The 16120-nt window shown below is 72.3% G+C and carries 11 protein-coding genes; 4 read left to right on the plus strand and 7 right to left on the minus strand.

What is annotated here, in order from left to right; all coding sequences use genetic code 11:
• Positions 1 to 192 precede the first annotated feature (192 nt).
• Complete coding sequence (locus tag IEY86_RS11985) at positions 193 to 1443, plus strand: ABC transporter substrate-binding protein (protein ID WP_229698353.1); 1251 nt, start codon at positions 193 to 195, stop codon at positions 1441 to 1443.
• 168 nt (positions 1444 to 1611) lie between these two features.
• Here the strand turns inward: IEY86_RS11985 and IEY86_RS11990 are convergent, their stop codons facing one another.
• Entirely contained in the window at positions 1612 to 3282 is a 1671-nt protein-coding gene (locus IEY86_RS11990) for a hypothetical protein (RefSeq protein WP_189131596.1), read from the minus strand.
• A 390-nt stretch (positions 3283 to 3672) separates the two neighbouring features.
• Positions 3673 to 5055, minus strand: a complete 1383-nt coding sequence (locus tag IEY86_RS11995) for an NsdA family TPR-like regulatory protein (protein WP_189131597.1) — start codon at positions 5053 to 5055, stop codon at positions 3673 to 3675.
• 265 nt (positions 5056 to 5320) lie between these two features.
• Here IEY86_RS11995 and IEY86_RS12000 point away from each other — a divergent pair, with 265 nt between their 5' ends.
• Positions 5321 to 5971 (plus strand): bifunctional DNA primase/polymerase, encoded by a 651-nt coding sequence (locus IEY86_RS12000; protein WP_229698354.1) that lies wholly within the window; start codon positions 5321 to 5323, stop codon positions 5969 to 5971.
• Positions 5972 to 6013: 42 nt separating this feature from the next.
• Here the strand turns inward: IEY86_RS12000 and IEY86_RS12005 are convergent, their stop codons facing one another.
• Positions 6014 to 6880, minus strand: coding sequence for an alpha/beta fold hydrolase (locus IEY86_RS12005; protein ID WP_189131599.1), 867 nt, complete (start codon positions 6878 to 6880; stop codon positions 6014 to 6016).
• A gap of 354 nt (positions 6881 to 7234) precedes the next feature.
• Positions 7235 to 7927 carry an iron-dependent transcriptional repressor DtxR gene (locus IEY86_RS12010; RefSeq protein WP_189131600.1) on the minus strand — a complete coding sequence of 231 codons (693 nt, stop codon included), beginning with the start codon at positions 7925 to 7927 and terminating at the stop codon, positions 7235 to 7237.
• A gap of 113 nt (positions 7928 to 8040) precedes the next feature.
• Here IEY86_RS12010 and IEY86_RS12015 point away from each other — a divergent pair, with 113 nt between their 5' ends.
• Positions 8041 to 8793, plus strand: a complete 753-nt coding sequence (locus IEY86_RS12015; protein ID WP_189131601.1) for an SIS domain-containing protein — start codon at positions 8041 to 8043, stop codon at positions 8791 to 8793.
• A 67-nt stretch (positions 8794 to 8860) separates the two neighbouring features.
• On the opposite strand, the gene IEY86_RS12020 is transcribed toward IEY86_RS12015, so the two are convergent.
• Both IEY86_RS12020 and pdxH read right to left on the minus strand, forming a co-directional pair.
• Positions 8861 to 10306, minus strand: a complete 1446-nt coding sequence (locus tag IEY86_RS12020) for a PAS domain-containing protein (RefSeq protein WP_189131602.1) — start codon at positions 10304 to 10306, stop codon at positions 8861 to 8863.
• 517 nt (positions 10307 to 10823) lie between these two features.
• Complete coding sequence (gene pdxH, locus IEY86_RS12025; protein ID WP_229698371.1) at positions 10824 to 11459, minus strand: pyridoxamine 5'-phosphate oxidase; 636 nt, start codon at positions 11457 to 11459, stop codon at positions 10824 to 10826.
• 395 nt (positions 11460 to 11854) lie between these two features.
• Here pdxH and IEY86_RS12030 point away from each other — a divergent pair, with 395 nt between their 5' ends.
• Positions 11855 to 12955, plus strand: coding sequence for a citrate synthase 2 (locus IEY86_RS12030; protein WP_189131603.1), 1101 nt, complete (start codon positions 11855 to 11857; stop codon positions 12953 to 12955).
• A gap of 147 nt (positions 12956 to 13102) precedes the next feature.
• Here IEY86_RS12030 and IEY86_RS12035 read toward each other — a convergent pair whose 3' ends face one another.
• Positions 13103 to 16033 carry an FAD-binding and (Fe-S)-binding domain-containing protein gene (locus tag IEY86_RS12035; protein ID WP_189131604.1) on the minus strand — a complete coding sequence of 977 codons (2931 nt, stop codon included), beginning with the start codon at positions 16031 to 16033 and terminating at the stop codon, positions 13103 to 13105.
• Positions 16034 to 16120 lie beyond the last annotated feature (87 nt).

Consider the following 16120-nt stretch of genomic DNA (forward strand, 5'->3'; position numbering starts at 1 on the left):
GTGACCGCCGCGAACCGGGAAGCCCGGATTACCTCCGTACCCACCGTTCCGCCAGGCACGTCCTCTGGCCGATGCCGCCCCGCTCAACGCTCACGCATACGCTTTCCCGGCCTGCGGATTCCGGCCATACCCGTTCCCGGCCTCCGCATTCCGGGCATTCCTGCGGGCAGCATCCGCCTTCCCGGTTCCCGTGTGCGCAAAGCCCTCGCGGCGGTCGGGGTGGCCGGATTGGCCGGGGCCCTCATCGCCGGGACCGCCGGCTGCGGTGCCCTGCCGGGCACCGGGGCCTCGAGCGACCCGATCGTCCTCATGACATGGGCCCCGCAGGGGACCAAGGGCACCAATATGGCCGGAATGCCCGCCATCGCCCAGGTCTTCGCCAAGGAGGTCAACGCCCGCGGCGGCATCAACGGCCGCAAGCTGAAGATCATCACCTGCAACGAGGGAAATGACTCCCACAAGGCCGCCGACTGCGCCAACGAGGCCGTCGAGGCCAAGGCCGCGGCGGTGGTCGGCTCCTACAGCCAGTTCGGCAGCAGCTTCATGCCCCTGCTGGAGACAGCGGGCATCCCGTACGTCGGCGGCTACGGCATCACGACCGACGAGTTCAGCAGCGCCCTGTCCTACCCCGTCAACGGCGGCACCCCGGCCCTCCTCGCGGGCAACGGCCGCCAGCTCGCCGACTACGGCTGCGACACCGTCTCCCTGATCCGCCCCGACACCGCCGCAGGCGACCTGATGCCGCTCTTCCTCGACGGCGGCCTGCACGCGGGCAGGCGCCCCCGCGCCGTCGACATCAAGGCCCTGGACGACGCCACCGACTACACCCCCGAGGCCCGGCACTCCGTCGGCAGCGATCTGCGCGGCCACTGCGTGACCGCCGCGCTCGGCGACCGCACCAGCACCTTCTTCGACTCCTACCGCCGCCTCGAACCCCGCCACACCAAGCTCAGTTCGGTGCTCGGCAGCATCCGCCAGTCCCTCGTGGACGCCACCGGCGGTGCCTCCGGTCCGCTCGAAGGCGTCTATGTGACGGGCTGGTACCCGCCCGCGGCCGACCCGCGGTGGGACCCGATGAAGGAGGCGGTGCGCGAGTACGGGTTCAGCGACCAGCGCATCGACACCGCCGACCCGGGCGCGCAGACCACCTGGGTCGCGTACACCGCCTTCGAGGAGATCGCCCGCACGATCCAGGGCGAGGCCATCGACTCGGACACCGTGCGCCAGGCGCTCGACAACCGCAAGGGCATCTCCACCGGCGGCCTGACTCCCCCGTTGAGCTGGCGCTTCGAGGACATGCTCCCGCTGCGCGACCACTCCCGGATCGTGAACACCGCCGTGACCTACCAGGTGGTCAAGGAAGGCCGCCTGGTCGCCCTGCGCAAGGGCTTCGTGGACGTGCACAAGCTCCTGGAGGTCGACGTGGAGGACGCGACGGGCTGAGCGTCGCCGCAGACGACCGGACCCCCGTGGGCCGACCCGTTTCCGGGTCCGGCCCACGGGGGTCCGTCAGTAGCCGGGGGGCTGTGGCCGCGTGGGCAGTGGCCGCGTCGGCTGCGTGGTCCTTGGGACCGGCGTTCACGCCTTCCGGCGGCAGGTCCCGCGGCCTCTTCAGAGATCGGTCCTGGTGCGCTGGGGAAGCCCGTACCTCTTGGCGATCCCGTTCCACAGGTCCGCGGCGCGCTGCTTGGCCTGGGAGGCGTTGCCGCTGGCGCGGTCGCCCTCATGGCGGTGCAGGGTGACCCTGGCACGGCCCTTGCGGCAGCCGTGCTTCCTGTCCACCTGGTCGGCCCAGGAGGCGTAGTGGTTGTCGGCGGAGGCCGAGGACGCCCAGCCCTTGTTCAGAGCGGAGGTGAGCTCCGCGTGGTTCGGCAGCTTGGACAGGTCCAGCTCGGAGAGCTTGGAGACCAGGTCGTTGCGCTGGGCGGCGGCGTCGCGCAGGTTCCGGGCGGCGTCCCGCAGGTCGTCGCAGCGCCTGATGTCGTTGACCGCGGAGATGACCGTCGAACGGCTCTGGTTGCTGTCCTTCAGCAGGGCGTTGAGGTCTTCGGCCTGCGCCTTGACCGGGTCCTTGGCGTCGCGCTTCGGCGCGGTCGAGGAGGAGCCGGCGTTCTGCTTGGCGTCGTCGGGCCGGCTGTCGCCGTCACCGCCGGAGCTGAACGCCGCCGCGGCGCCGAGGCCGACCGCGACGCAGCCGACGACCACGAGGCTGACGAGGACGGCGGGCGGCAGGCGGCGGCCGCCGCGCGAGGGGCCGGAAGCCGCCCTGCGCGAGCGGGGCGGGGGCGGCGGACCCGGGGGCACCGGGTCGGCCACGGGCGGTGCGGGCTGGTACTGCGGCGTGGGCACGGGGGCCCGGTGCTGCGGCTGCGGCTGCGGCTGCGCGTGCGCCTGCGGGGCCGGCGGGTAGCCGGGAGCCGGCGCCGGCGCGGGGGTGTCGGCGGTGACGGGCGGCAGGACCCTCGTCTCGTCCGCCGAGCCGTCCTCCTCCTCGCCCGGGGTCACATAGGAGGGCTCCTCGCCGTAGGCGCCGGAGGGCAGCCCCGGCCGGATGGTGAACGGGGAGCCGCCGGCGGGCTCGTTCGCCTGGGAGCGCTGCTGTTGTGTCTGCGGCTGCTGGCGGTGCGAGCGCGGCGCCGAGGGTCTCGACGGGCGCGGCGAGGGATTGGCGCTGACCTCGGGGGGCGCCGTCGGGATCGGCGGAACCGGCGGGAACGACTGGGGTATCTGCGGTATCTGCCGGGTCTCGTCCGCGGCTCCGTCGGGGAACCCGCCCGGGTGGGCACCGGTGTCCGGGTAGCCGCTGGTGCCCGGGTGTCCCGCGCCGGGGTGGCCGGTCGGGTGGCCGCCGATCGGGTGGCTGTCGGCCGAGTGGCCGCCGGACGGTTGTCCGCCGACCGGCGAACTGCCGTCCGAGTACGGAGCGATGAGCTGCGTTTCGTCGGCGGAGCCGGGATCCGGCTCCGGGGCCGTGCCCTGCGGCGCGCCCCACGCCTGCCCCTGCCACGGCTCCGCCTGCTGCCACTCCCCGAACCCGCCCTGGGGCGCCGGGGGCTGCTGGACATGCGGCGGCTGCGGCTGCTGGACGTGCGGCTGGACCTGCGGCTGGGCATACGGCGGCTGGGCCGACGGGTAGTGCGGCTGCTGGTAGTGCTGCGCCGCCTGCTGGGGCTGACCCGGCGGCTCGGGACGGAAAAGATCGTCCAGTGTCAGCTCGTCAGGGTCCACACGGCGGTGCCCTCCGGGGCCCCCCGTCTCGTTTCCCCGTCCGCTGTTCGTCACCGGAACTCCTGCCTCGGTACCTGGACCCTACGGAATCGTCGGCTCACGCTACCCGCTCCCGTCCACGCTCGACCACGCACCCGAAAGCAGGTGCGAGGCCCACGCGGTGTGAGCCGAATCGAATCGTCCAACTACCCCGTCAGAAGTCCCCTATGCCACGTGGCCGCCGTCACATTCACAATCGGCCATACCGGCTGGAGCCCATGGGTAAGCATCACTGGTTACGCATGAGTAGTGCGCTGGTGAGCGGTCCTGCCGACCGGTGACCAGCGACCGCCGACACCCACCCGACGCCGGCGGCCCCTGTTTCGGACGGTTTTCGCACAGCCGCGCGGGGCGGCCGTCGGACGACCGCGGACGGCCGTCACGCCGTTCAGGAACCCGTCATGTTCAAGCGGCCATCTCCTCCTCGACCAGCCGGGCACTGAAGTCCCGCACCACGGACTCCTCGCGGAACGGCTCCAACCGCCGCCGGAAGTCGTCGAGATACTCGGCGCCCCGGTTGGAGCGCAGCCCGGCCAGCAGCCCGACCGCCCGCTCCGCCGTGGAGCACGCCTCCTCCACCTCGCGCTGCTGGACCTGCGCCGTGGCAAGCAGCAGGAGATCGACCGCGCGCCTGCGCACCCGTTTCTCCGGGTGGGCGTCCAACGCCTCCTGCGCGTAGCGCTGCGCGGGACCCGGCTGCTCCAGATCGCGGTGGCAGTGGGCCAACTCGTCCGCCAGATAGGCGTGGTCGAAGTGCGCGATCCAGTCCGGGTCGTCGTCCGGGCGGCTGCGCTCCATCGCGTCCAGCGCCCTCGCGGTCGCCAACTGGCAGGCCCTGGAGTCCCCGAGCTGGGCGTGCCCGCGGGCCTCGGCGGCGAAGAACATCGCCAGCGTCGTCGGCGTGACCTGTCCTCGCGCGCCCTCCTGGGCCGCCCTCGCCAGCTGGGCGATCTCCCTGGGACTGCCCAACTGCGCCGCGAGATGGCTCATCCCGGCCGCCAGGACATACCCGCCGTAAGCACGGTCGCCCGCCGCCTGAGCCATCCTCAGCGCCTGGATGTAGTAGCGCTGGGCCAGTCCGGGCTGCCCGGTGTCCACGGCCATGTACCCGGCCAGCTCGGTCAACCGGGCGACGGCGCTGAACAGCTGACGCCCGGTGGCCTCGGTATAGGAGCCCCCGAGCAGCCCCGACACCACGCTGTTGAGGTAGTGGACGAGGATCGGCCTGATGTGGCCGCTGCCGAACCGGTGGTCGAGGTCCGTCAGTGCCTGTGTCGTGGCCCGCACCGCCGCCACGTCGGCCCGCCCCACCCGGGGCCCGGCCGTGCGCCCCACCTGCTGGTCCGGTCCGGTGATCAGCCAGTCCCGGCTGGGCTCCACGAGCGCGGACGCGGCCACGGAGGCTCCACTGAGGAAGTCCCGTCTGCCGACGTCGCTGCGCCACAGCTCGCACGCCTGCTCCACCGCCCCGACGACCGTGGGCGCGAACTGGAGCCCCACGCCCGAGGCGAGGTTCTTTCCGTCCGCCATCCCGATCTCTTCGAGGGTGACGGCGCGGCCGATCTTCCGCCCCAGGGCCTCGGCGATTATGGCCGGGGCGCGGCCTCGTGGCTGTTGGCCACGTAGCCATCGGGCGACGGACGTCTTGTCGTAACGCAGGTCGAGACCGTGCTCCGCTCCGCACATGTTGACTCGGCGGGCCAATCCGGCGTTCGAGCAGCCGGCTTCCTGGATCAGTGCCTGCAGCCGTTCGTTGGGCTGTCGTGCGACCAGCGGTCTTGCGGCCATGGCCCCTCCTTCTTGTTTAGGGCCTCATCGCTCAATCCTGGAGAAATCCTTCCCACCGAAATCCACTGAAATTCTCCACCATATGTGGCGTTTTCGGTGCACGCGCAGTCGAACACACCATCACCGGCATACCCACGAGCGGCATCGGCCCCTCCCCTGCGCCCCCGCCGGTGCACCCATGCGCCCCTGCGTGCACGGGCATTGGCCCACTTAAGTGGCCGACGAGTGGCCGTAACCCATAGTCAGCAACGGAGTTGTGCAGCACGTGGAAGACAACGGAGCCCCATCCCCACAGCAGGCCGAGGGCCTGCTGGAGTCAGCCGTCCGTTATGCGGAGGAACGGCACTGGGATGTCCACCCGGGGACCTGGCTGATCGAGGACGACGGCCCGCTCCGGTGCTCCTGCGGCGAGCCGCACTGTCCGCGCCCCGGCGCCCATCCGGTCGAGGACGACTGGGTCAACCGGGCCACCGGCGCCCCGGCCGCCATCCGCCGCCTGTGGACCGAGCTGCCGCGCGCCTCGGTCCTCATGCCCGCGGGCCGCACCTTCGACGTACTCGACGTCCCCGAGGTCGCGGGCTGCCTCGCCCTGGCCCGGATGGAGCGCATGGACATCCCCCTCGGCCCGGTCTGCTCCACCCCGGACCGGCGGCTGCAGTTCTTCGTCCTGCCCGGCGCGAGCGCCAAGGTCCCCGACCTCCTGCGCCGCCTCGGCTGGATGCCGGGCTCGGTGGACCTCGCATGCCGCGGCGACGGCGAGTACGTGGTGGCGCCCCCGTCCCGCACGGTCACAGGCGGCGCCCTGTGGGCCCGGCGCCCCACCTCGTCGAACCGCTGGCTCCCGGAAGCCGAGGAACTCATCGGCCCCCTCGCCTACGCCTGCGCCCGCGAAGCCGCCGCCACCCGCAATCGCTGACGCCCGGCCCTGCGCATGGCGCCCGCCTCGCACCCACGCCCTTCAGGCCGGGACGAGCGTCCGCAGGAAGGGCTCCACCGTCTGGCGCCAACTTGTGGGCTGTTCGTAGTGGAGGAGGTGGCCCGCGTCGGGGATTTCGGCGTAGCGGCCGTGCGGGAGGACGCGGACCATTTCCTGGGCCTCCGCGCGGCCGAGGTCGCCGTCGAGGGCGCGGACGACGAGGGCGGGGCAGGTCACATGGGCCAGCTCCTCCCAGTGCGCCTCGTCCACCCAGGGTTCGCGGGTGGCCAGCATGTGGTCGAACGAGAAGCCGGGCCGGTAGCCGTCCTCGCCGTCGTGCATGAGCTCGACGAAGAAGTCGCCGCGCGCCGGGCGGGGCCGCTCCAGCGCGGGGTCGTCCTCGGCGAACCAGCGGCGGGCCTGGCCCAGCGAGTCGAACGGCAGCGGCCAGCTCGCGAACCACTCCCACCACTCGCGCTGGCTGGTCTCGCCGTACGCCGAGGCGCGCATGTCGGACAGGACGAGGCCGCGCACGAGATCGGGGCGGCGGGCGGCGAGCTGCCATGCCGTGAGCGCGCCCATCGAGTGGCCGACGACGACCGCCGGGCCGAGGCCGAGCTGCTCGATCACCGTCTCGGCGTCACGGATGTACGCCTCGCGGGAGTAGGGGCCGTCCGGCTTGTCGCTGTGGCCGTGCCCGCGCTGGTCGAGCGCGACCGTGCGGAAGCCGGGGACGAGCCATTCGGCCGTCTGCGCCCACGTGGAGGCACGACCCATCAGGCCGTGCAGCAGCAGGAGGCACGGCCGGGAACCGCCGTCGCCGCCCTGGACGGCCTTGGGACCGTCGCCGAACTCCCAGGTGGCGAGCCTGACGCCGCCGGGGCCTGTCACATCAGTGCGCCGAACCATGTCGCACCCCCATTCGCTTCGAGGCCACGCTATCGAACTTTTATTCGAACACGTGGGTTCGGATGCCAAGATCGCTCGTACGAGTGACGGCGCTCAAGGATTGCCGGGCCGTGCCGAGGGGAGCCTTGAAGCGGGAGGGGGTCCGGATGGGGAAGCCGGACCGCGGTGAGAAGGGGAGACCCGGTGAGCTCGGGGTTCCGGGTATCCCTGGGGGAAATGAGGGAGGGCGGGGCGGCCTGGGCCGCCCCGCCCTCCCTCGTGCCGGTGCCGGTTTGGGTGCCGGTGCCGGTTTGAGTGTGCCGTTTTGGGTGCCGGTACCCGACGCGGGAGCGCCGGGCGGTGCCTGACGCGCGACTACCGCTTGGCGACGAAGACGTGCGAGGCGACCTCCGCGTCGAGCTCGGCCGCCTCCCCGCCGCTGCCCACGAGCACACCGCCGGCGGACTCGGTCACGCTCACGACCGCGCCGGGCTGCACTCCGGCCCGACGCAGTGTGTACATCAGCTGGGCGTCGGTCTGGATGGGCTCGCCGATGCGGCGCACCACGACCGTCTTGCCCTCGGCCCCGGGAGCGAGCTCACCCAGGCTGACCAGTCCGTCGTCGAGGAACGGGTCGGCCTCGGCCTTCTCGCCCAGCTCCTCCAGGCCGGGAATCGGGTTGCCGTAGGGGGACTCGGTCGGATGCCGCAGGAGTTCGAGGACACGGCGCTCGACCGCCTCGCTCATCACGTGCTCCCAGCGGCACGCCTCGGCGTGCACCTGCTCCCACTCCAGGCCGATCACGTCCACGAGGAGGCACTCGGCGAGGCGGTGCTTGCGCATGACGCGCGTGGCCAGCCGCCGCCCCTCCTCGGTCATCTCGAGATGGCGGTCCCCCGCCACATTCAGCAGGCCGTCGCGCTCCATGCGCGCCACGGTCTGGCTCACGGTCGGTCCGCTCTGGTCGAGGCGCTCGGCGATGCGGGCGCGCATGGGGACCACACCCTCCTCCTCCAGCTCCAGGATGGTGCGGAGATACATCTCGGTGGTGTCGATGAGTCCGGACATGCGTGCCCCTCGATCTGCTCGTGGTCCTGCTCCAATTCTGACGCATGGCGGGGACAACGCGGGCCGTCGAGCGGTATTGACAGGGCGCGGCACAACGAGCACCGTGAGCGACCATGACTGACGAGCTGTCCGAGCGGTACTTCGACGCGGCCATCGGCCTGCTGCAAAGGGTCAGGGACGAGGAGTCGCGGAACATCGCCGCGGCGGGTTCCCTGATCGCCGATGCCGTTGCCGAGGGCGGCCGGATCTTCGTCACGGGGGCGGGCCATTCCTCGCTCCCGGCCCAGGACGTGGTCTACCGGGCCGGCGGCCTGGCCTTGATGAACCTCCTCGCCGTGCCCGGCGCGGTGGGTGTCGATGTGATGCCGGCAACGCTGGGCAGCGCCCTCGAGCGCGTCGACGGGCTCGCGTCGGCCGTGCTGGAGACCAGCCCCGCGCGCGAGGGCGACGTGCTCGTGGTGATCTCGCTGTCGGGGCGGAACTCCCTGCCGGTCGAGATGGCGATGAAGGCGCGAGCGCTCGGCCTGAAGGTGATCGCGGTCACATCGGTGGAGTACACGAAGGAGACCACGTCCCGCCACTCCTCGGGAACGTTCCTGAAGGACCACTGCGACGTGGCGCTCGACAGCAAGATCGCGGTCGGGGACGCGGAGCTCGAGGTCGAGGGGGTGCCGACGCGGTTCGCGTCCGCCTCCACGGTGGTCACCAGCGCCATCATGCAGTCCGTGGTCGCCTCCGCCGTCGCGGGGCTCGCGGAGCGCGGGATCACCCCGCCGATGCTGCGCTCGGGGAATGTGGACGGCGGCCACGACTGGAACGGCCGCATCATGCGCGAGTACGGCGACCGGATCTTCTACCACGCGTAGAGCGGACGGCCCCGGATCCGCCGCCGCACCCGAGGACGCCGCGCCCCGTGCGCTCAGGGGGGCGGCCTCAGAGCTGCTGGGCCAGGTCCAGCGCGGCGGCGATCCTGACCGCCACCTCCTCCGCGTACGCGGCGTCCGCCCGGTCGAAGTGGCGTCGGCTGGGCCCACGCAGGAACGTGACCGCCCCCAGCGTCCGGCCCCGGCTGCGCAGCACCGTGCTGAGGCCGTGAACGGTGCCCTTGGGCCAGCGCCTGGCCTCCGCCCACCGCTCGCCCTCCACCTCGGCGCCCTCGGGGGCCCGGCCGACGCTGGTCCTCACCGACCCGCACCGGTTCACCGCCTGGAGGGCCGGGTGGCCCTCGTCGTAGCCGACGGGGATCCCGCCGGGCTCGGACGGGACGCACGGCCCCGCCGCGTCCGTGGGGGTGGCCGCGACCCGCACGAGACGCCCGTCGCGCGTGGCGACGTCGATCAGCGCGTGGTCCGCGAACCCGGCGAGGGCGAAGTCCAGGTGGACCGTCACCGCCTCCATCGGGTCGTCGCATTCGGCGGCGGTACGGGACGCCCGGCGCAGTTGGTTGCCGCGGAAGCGCAGGAGCGCCGACTCCTGTTCCGCCTGCTTGGTCTCGGTGACGTCCTGGAAGAGCCAGGCCACGCCCAGCGGCACCGGCTCCTCCCCCAGCGGCGAGCCGAGCCGCAGGAACGTGCTGCGCCAGCAGGAACGGGCCCCGGTCTCGTCCTCGCGCAGACTGATCCACAGCTCCACGGGGGCCTGCGGGGTGCCCTCGCCGAGCACGTGGTGGACCGCGCTCTCCAGCTCCTCCGCCCCGTCCCTGAGCAGTTCGGCGATCGGGCGGCCCAGCAGCGATTCGCGGCCGGTGTGCAGCGAGCGGGCCGCGACCCCGTTGACGACCGCCGGGCGCAGATCGGCGTCGATCACGATGACCCCCCACGGGGCGTCGTCGAAGAGCGCCTCGGACAGGGCGAGGGAGCGCTCGAGCTCGATCTGGGTGTGCACCTCGGAGAAGGCGCAGTAGACGCCCGCGGGCTCGCCGTCCGGATCGCTCACGACGGCGGACTGGGTCCGCACGAGCACCCGGCGGCCGTCCTTGGTCAGCAGGGCGAACTCATGAACACGGCGGCGCGGCCTGTCCATCACGGAGAGGAGCTGGTCGCGCACCTCGTCGGCGTCGGCCTCGCGCACGGCCCATCCAGCGAAGCCCTGGCGGCCGACGGCCTCTTCCGCCGTCCAGCCGAGGATCTTCTCGGCCTCGCGGTTCCAGTGGGTGACCGTCCCGTCGGCGTCGAACGCGCACAGGGCGACGTCCATGCCGTCGAGGATCGCGGTCAGCAGGTCGGTGTCGGCCGGGTCCGCCGAGGAGGAGAACTCCGGCTGCGGATCGGGGTCGCCTCCCCGCCCGGCGGCTGCCGGGCCGTGCCGTGTCCCATCCTGCCCGGACGGCTCCTGCGGATCCTGCGTCCCCTGGCGCGGAACCTGACGGGCCGCGCTCATCGCGCGACCCCCTGGACTGTTCGCTCGCTCCGCTCGCTCATGGGGCATCCCCTGCACTCTCGCGGCTCGACCCTGGGTGGCTCTGCGTCACGGCAAGTGGCGCCTGACGTCACACAGCACAGCCGAGTGATATTCAACTCGGCTGTGACGCAGCCCACACGCAATTCAGCGAAATCGGCACCCCGATAAATTCCCTTGCCGCTGCCCGGGGCGGTGCTTAGTGTGGCCCTACACACGAAGGGAGGTGGTCCGAAGAATGCTTGCTCATCGGACGCGTGAGGTGGCTACCAGCTAGCCGCACGCTCGCTACGCGAGAGCGCGGCGGGCTATTCCCAAGTAGCTACCCGACCCGTGGGCTCGCCGGATCGTCCGTCCGGTGCCTGGTGGATCCGCGAGGATCTCCAGGAAGTGGCCCACGGGTTGTCCTTTTTTCCACCCGGTTTCGCCCCGTTCCCCTCCTGCGGAGTTCCCCCCCGGCGCGAAGTTCCCCCTCCCGGGAAGTTCCCCCTCCCGCGAATCAGGGCGACAGCCGCTCCACGGTCCACCCGGTGGGCGCCTCGGGGGCGCTGCGGTAGCGCAGCCGGTCGTGGAGCCGGTTCTCCCGCCCCTGCCAGAACTCGATGGTCTCCGGCTGGACCCGGTAGCCGCCCCAGAAGCGGGGGACCGGCACCGGCTCACCGCCCTCCGGGTAGCGCGCGACCAGCTCGGCGTACCGCCGTTCCAGCTCCTCGCGCGACCCGATCACGGTGGACTGGGCGCTCGCCCACGCCCCCAGTTGCGAGCCGTGCGGCCTGCTGCGGAAGTAGCGCTCCGTCTCGTCCTCACCGACGCGGGTGACACCGCCGTCCACGATCACCTGCCGCGCGATCGGGTGCCAGGGGAACAGCAGCGAGGCATGGGGATTCTCGGTCAGTTCCGTGCCCTTGCGGGAGCCGTAGTTGGTGAAGAACACAAAGCCCCGGTCGTCGAAGCTCTTGAGCAGCACCGTGCGGGAGCTGGGCCTGCCCTGGGCGTCGGCGGTCGAGAGGACCATGGCGTTGGGCTCGTCGATCCCGCCGGCCGCCGCGTCGGCGAACCAGTGGGCGAACTGCCGCAGCGGGTCCGCGGCCAGTTCGGTCGCCACGAGCCCCTGGGCGCGGTACTGCTTCCGCATCGCGGCGGGATCTGGGTGATGCACGGGCACATTGTTGCAACACGGACTCGCATGCCGCCGCCGCGGATGCTCGCGCGCGCCCGGCAGTGTGCCGGAGATCACGGTGCGCCGCATGTAGCGGTACCGCCAAAATGCGAACCCGCTCACTGTGGCATCTTGACATCGAGAGATATCGTGTCTGTCCGGCACGACCCGTACAAGCGCTACCGGCGCGCGACTCGCAAGCACCCTGGGCGAGTCCGTGACCACCTCGACTGGGTGACCAACACCTGAGCGGGGCATCACCGGGATACGTCGCGGGGCCGAGGCCTCGCGCGGGGCGCCGACGGGCGCTTCGCACAACAACCCGACCTGGCCACAAGTCACCCGTCGAACACATCATGAGGAGCCGCCTGATGTCCGACTTCGTACCCGGACTCGAGGGAATCGTCGCGTTCGAAACGGAGATCGCCGAACCCGACAAGGAAGGCGGATCCCTTCGCTACCGAGGCGTGGACATCGAGGACCTGGTCGGTCACGTCTCGTTCGGCAATGTCTGGGGCCTGCTGGTCGACGGCAAGTTCAACCCCGGACTGCCGCCCGCCGAGCCGTTCCCGATCCCGATCCACTCCGGCGACATCCGCGTCGACGTGCAGAGCGCGCTCGCGATGCTCGCCCCGGTGTGGGGTCTCAAACCCCTGCTGGACATCGACGACGCGACCGCCCGTGAGGACCTCGCCCGCGCCGCCGTGATGGCGCTGTCCTACGTCGCCCAGTCCGCCCGCGGCCTGGACAAGCCGATGGTGCCGCAGAGCCAGATCGACAAGGCGCAGACCATCGTCGAGCGCTTCATGATCCGCTGGCGCGGCGAGCCCGACCCCAAGCACGTCAAGGCCGTCGACGCCTACTGGACGTCGGCCGCGGAGCACGGCATGAACGCCTCCACGTTCACCGCGCGCGTCATCGCCTCCACTGGCGCCGATGTCGCGGCCGCCCTGTCGGGCGCGGTCGGCGCGATGTCCGGACCGCTGCACGGCGGTGCCCCGTCCCGTGTCCTCGGCATGATCGAGGAGATCGAGCGCACCGGCGACGCCCGCGCCTACGTCAAGGGCATCCTCGACCGCGGTGAGCGCCTGATGGGCTTCGGTCACCGCGTCTACCGCGCCGAGGACCCGCGGGCCCGTGTGCTGCGCCGCACGGCCAAGGAGCTGGCCGCTCCCCGCTTCGAGGTCGCCGAGGCTCTGGAGCAGGCGGCGCTGGAGGAGCTGCACAACCGCCGTCCGGACCGTGTCCTGGCGACGAACGTGGAGTTCTGGGCCGCGATCGTGCTGGACTTCGCAGAGGTTCCGGCGCAGATGTTCACCTCGATGTTCACCTGCGCCCGCACCGCCGGGTGGAGCGCGCACATCCTCGAGCAGAAGCGCACGGGGCGCCTGGTGCGTCCCTCGGCCCGCTACATCGGCCCCGGCACGCGCGACCCGCGCGAGGTCGAGGGCTACGGCGACATCGCACACTGACAAGGCGGGGCACACTGACAAGGCGGGGCACACCGACAAAGCGGGGCACACTGACAAGGCGGGCGGAAAGGGCGCAACGGAGCGCTCGTCGGAGGTCCGCGGCGCCCGCCTGATCGCTGGCGGCCGGAACCGAAACGGTTCCGGCCGCTACGGCTTCTCGTACCCGGAGTCCCCGGAGTCCCCGCTTGCGTCCCCGGTTGTGCCCCTGGGGCCCCCGCAGTCCCCGGACCGCTCCTCGAGCCCCTGCGCCAGTACCTCTGCCAGGTGCCGGGCCCGTGCCCCCGCCAGACCCGCGATCTGCGTCCGGCAGGAGAAGCCGTCCGCGAGCAGGACCGCCTCCGACGCCGCCTCGCGTACGGCCGGCAGCACCTGCTCCTCGGCGCACGCCGCCGACACCGCGAAGTGCCCCTTCTCGAAACCGAAGTTCCCGGCCAGTCCGCAGCAGCCGCCCGCCAGTTCCCCGGTGATCCCGGCCCGGTCGCGCAGCCGCCGCTCCGCCGCGTCACCGAGCACCGCGTGCTGGTGGCAGTGGGTCTGCCCGACCGCGGGCCGGTCCACCCGCGGCGGCTGCCACCCCGGCGCCAGTTCCTCCAGTGCCTGGGCGAACGTCCTCACCGAGGAGGCGAGCATCGCGGCCCGGGGCTCGTCGGGCCCCAGGAGTTCCGGCAGATCGGTGCGCAGGGCCGCCGAACAGCTGGGCTCCAGGCCGACGATCGGCAGTCCCGCGTCCAGCGCGGGCTCCAGGACGTCCAGTGTGCGCCGCATGACCTTGCGGGCCCTTCCCAGCTGGCCCGTGGACACCCAGGTCAGCCCGCAGCACACCGGCTTCGGCGGAATGACGACGCGCAGCCCGGCGTCCTCCAGCACCCGCACCGCCGCCCGCCCCACGCCGGGGCTGAAGTAGTTGGTGAAGGTGTCCGGCCACAGCACCACCGCGTGCCCCGTCAGCCGCCGCTGCCGGGCCGTCGCCCGGAACCACCGGGTGAACGGTTCCGTGGCCAGTACGGGGAGGGAGCGCTGCGGCGCGATCCCGCCCACCCGCTTGGCGAGCCCGGCGGCGGGGGTGCGCGCCAGTGCGTTGAGCAGGCCCGCCGCCGGAGCGGCCGCGCGCAGCCACACCGGCAGATACCCCATCGAATAGTGCGCGGCCGGGCGCACCCGCCCCTCGTAGTGGTGATGCAGGAACTCCGCCTTGTACGTCGCCATGTCCACCCCGACCGGGCAGTCCGAGCGGCATCCCTTGCACGACAGGCACAGGTCCAGCGCCTCCCGGACCTCCCGCGACCGCCAGCCGTCCGCGACCACCTCGCCCGCCAGCATCTCGTGCAGGAGCCTCGCCCGCCCGCGTGTGGAGTGCTGTTCGTCGAGCGTGACCCGGTAGGAGGGGCACATCGTGTCCGTACCCGGCGTCGTGGTGCGGCACTTGGCGACGCCGACGCACCGGCGGACGGCCGCCGAGAAATCGCCCCGGTCGTGGGGATAGGAGAACTCCACATCCACGGGTTTGCGAGGCAGGACCGCGAACCGCAGATTCTCGTCGATGCGGTAGGGCCGGATCAGCATGCCCGGGTTCATCCTCCCGTCCGGGTCCCACAGGTCCTTGAAGCCGGTGAACAGCTCCATCACCTCGGGGCCGAAGATCTTGGGCCACAGTTCCGCCCTCGACTGCCCGTCGCCGTGCTCACCCGAGAGCGAACCGCCGTGCGCCACGACGAGTTCGGCCAACTCCTCGGAGAACACCCGGAATCGCCGGATTCCCTCCTCGCTCATCAAGTCGAAGTCGATTCGGGCGTGAATACAGCCGTCACCGAAGTGCCCATAGGGCGCACCGCGCAGGCCGTGTTCCTTCAGAAGGCGCCGGAATGCCCGCAGATAGGCGCCGAGCCGCCGCGGCGGGACGGCGGTGTCCTCCCAGCCGGGCCAGGCCTCGGAGCCGTCGGGAAGCCGGGTCGCGGTCCCCGCGGCCTCCTCCCGGATCCGCCACAGCACCCGTTGCCGGGCGGGATCGGTGACGACGAGCTGCCCGGTGGTGCCCTGGGCGGCCTCCCGGCACAGCTTCGCGGCATTGGCCTCGGCCTCGGCGGGGGTGTCCGCGCCGACCTCGACGAACAGCCACGCCCCTCCCGCGGGAAGGCTCGCCGCCGCCCCGCCCGACGCCAGTGCGGCAAGCCCCGCGTCCATGCCCTCCACCGCCAGGGGTTCGAGCGGCAGCAGCGCCGGGGCCGCGTCGGCCGCCGCTCCCTCGTCCTCGTACCCGAGCACGGCCAGCGCCCGCGCCCGCGGCGACGGCACCAGGCGCACGGTCGCCTCGGTCACCGCGCCGAGCGTGCCCTCGCTTCCGGTGAACGCCCTCGCCAGATGCGTTCCCTTCTCCGGCAGGAGCTGGTCGAGCAGGTAGCCGGACATCCGGCGCGGCAGATCGGGCAGGCCGGTGCGCAGGACGGCGAGGTTCCGCTCGGTGAGGTCGCGCAGCCCGGACCAGAGCGCTCCCTCGCGCCCCGCCCGTCCGGCGAGGGCGTCCAGCCCGCCGGCGCCGACGGCGGCCAGCTCGAGCCGCAGCCCGTCGTAGGTGAGCACCTCCAGCGTGTGGACGTTGTCGGCGGTGGAGCCCCAGGCCACGGAGTGGGCGCCGCACGAGTTGTTGCCGATCATTCCGCCGAGGGTGCAGCGGCTGTGCGTGGAGGGATCGGGGCCGAAGGTGAGCCCATGCGGGGCCGCGGCGGCCCGCAGGGTGTCGAGCACGGCGCCGGGCTGCACCCGGGCCGTGCGCGCCTCGGGGTCGAGGTCCACAATGCGGTCCATATGCCGGGTGAAGTCGAGAACGACCCCCTCCCCGGTCGCCTGCCCGGCGAGACTCGTGCCGCCGCCGCGGGGCACCACCGCGGCGCCGTGCTCCCGGCAGACCTCCAGCGTCCGAGCGGTGTCCTCGGCGTCCAGCGGGCAGACCACCCCGAGCGGGACCCTGCGGTAGTTCGAGGCGTCCATGGTGTTCAGCGCCCGCCGCGCGGCGTCGAACGCGACCTCTCCGCGAACCCGTTCCCGCAACGCCTTCTCGAGACCGCCCATGAGATCGCCCATCCGTCCATGGTGGCCCTCGCCGCCTGGCGCGTGCCAGCGCAACGCCCTCTGGGGTGGCCGCCGCCCGCCACAGGACGGGACCACTGG

This window comes from Wenjunlia tyrosinilytica (assembly GCF_014646055.1).
GTDB classification, from domain to species: Bacteria; Actinomycetota; Actinomycetes; order Streptomycetales; family Streptomycetaceae; genus Wenjunlia; species Wenjunlia tyrosinilytica.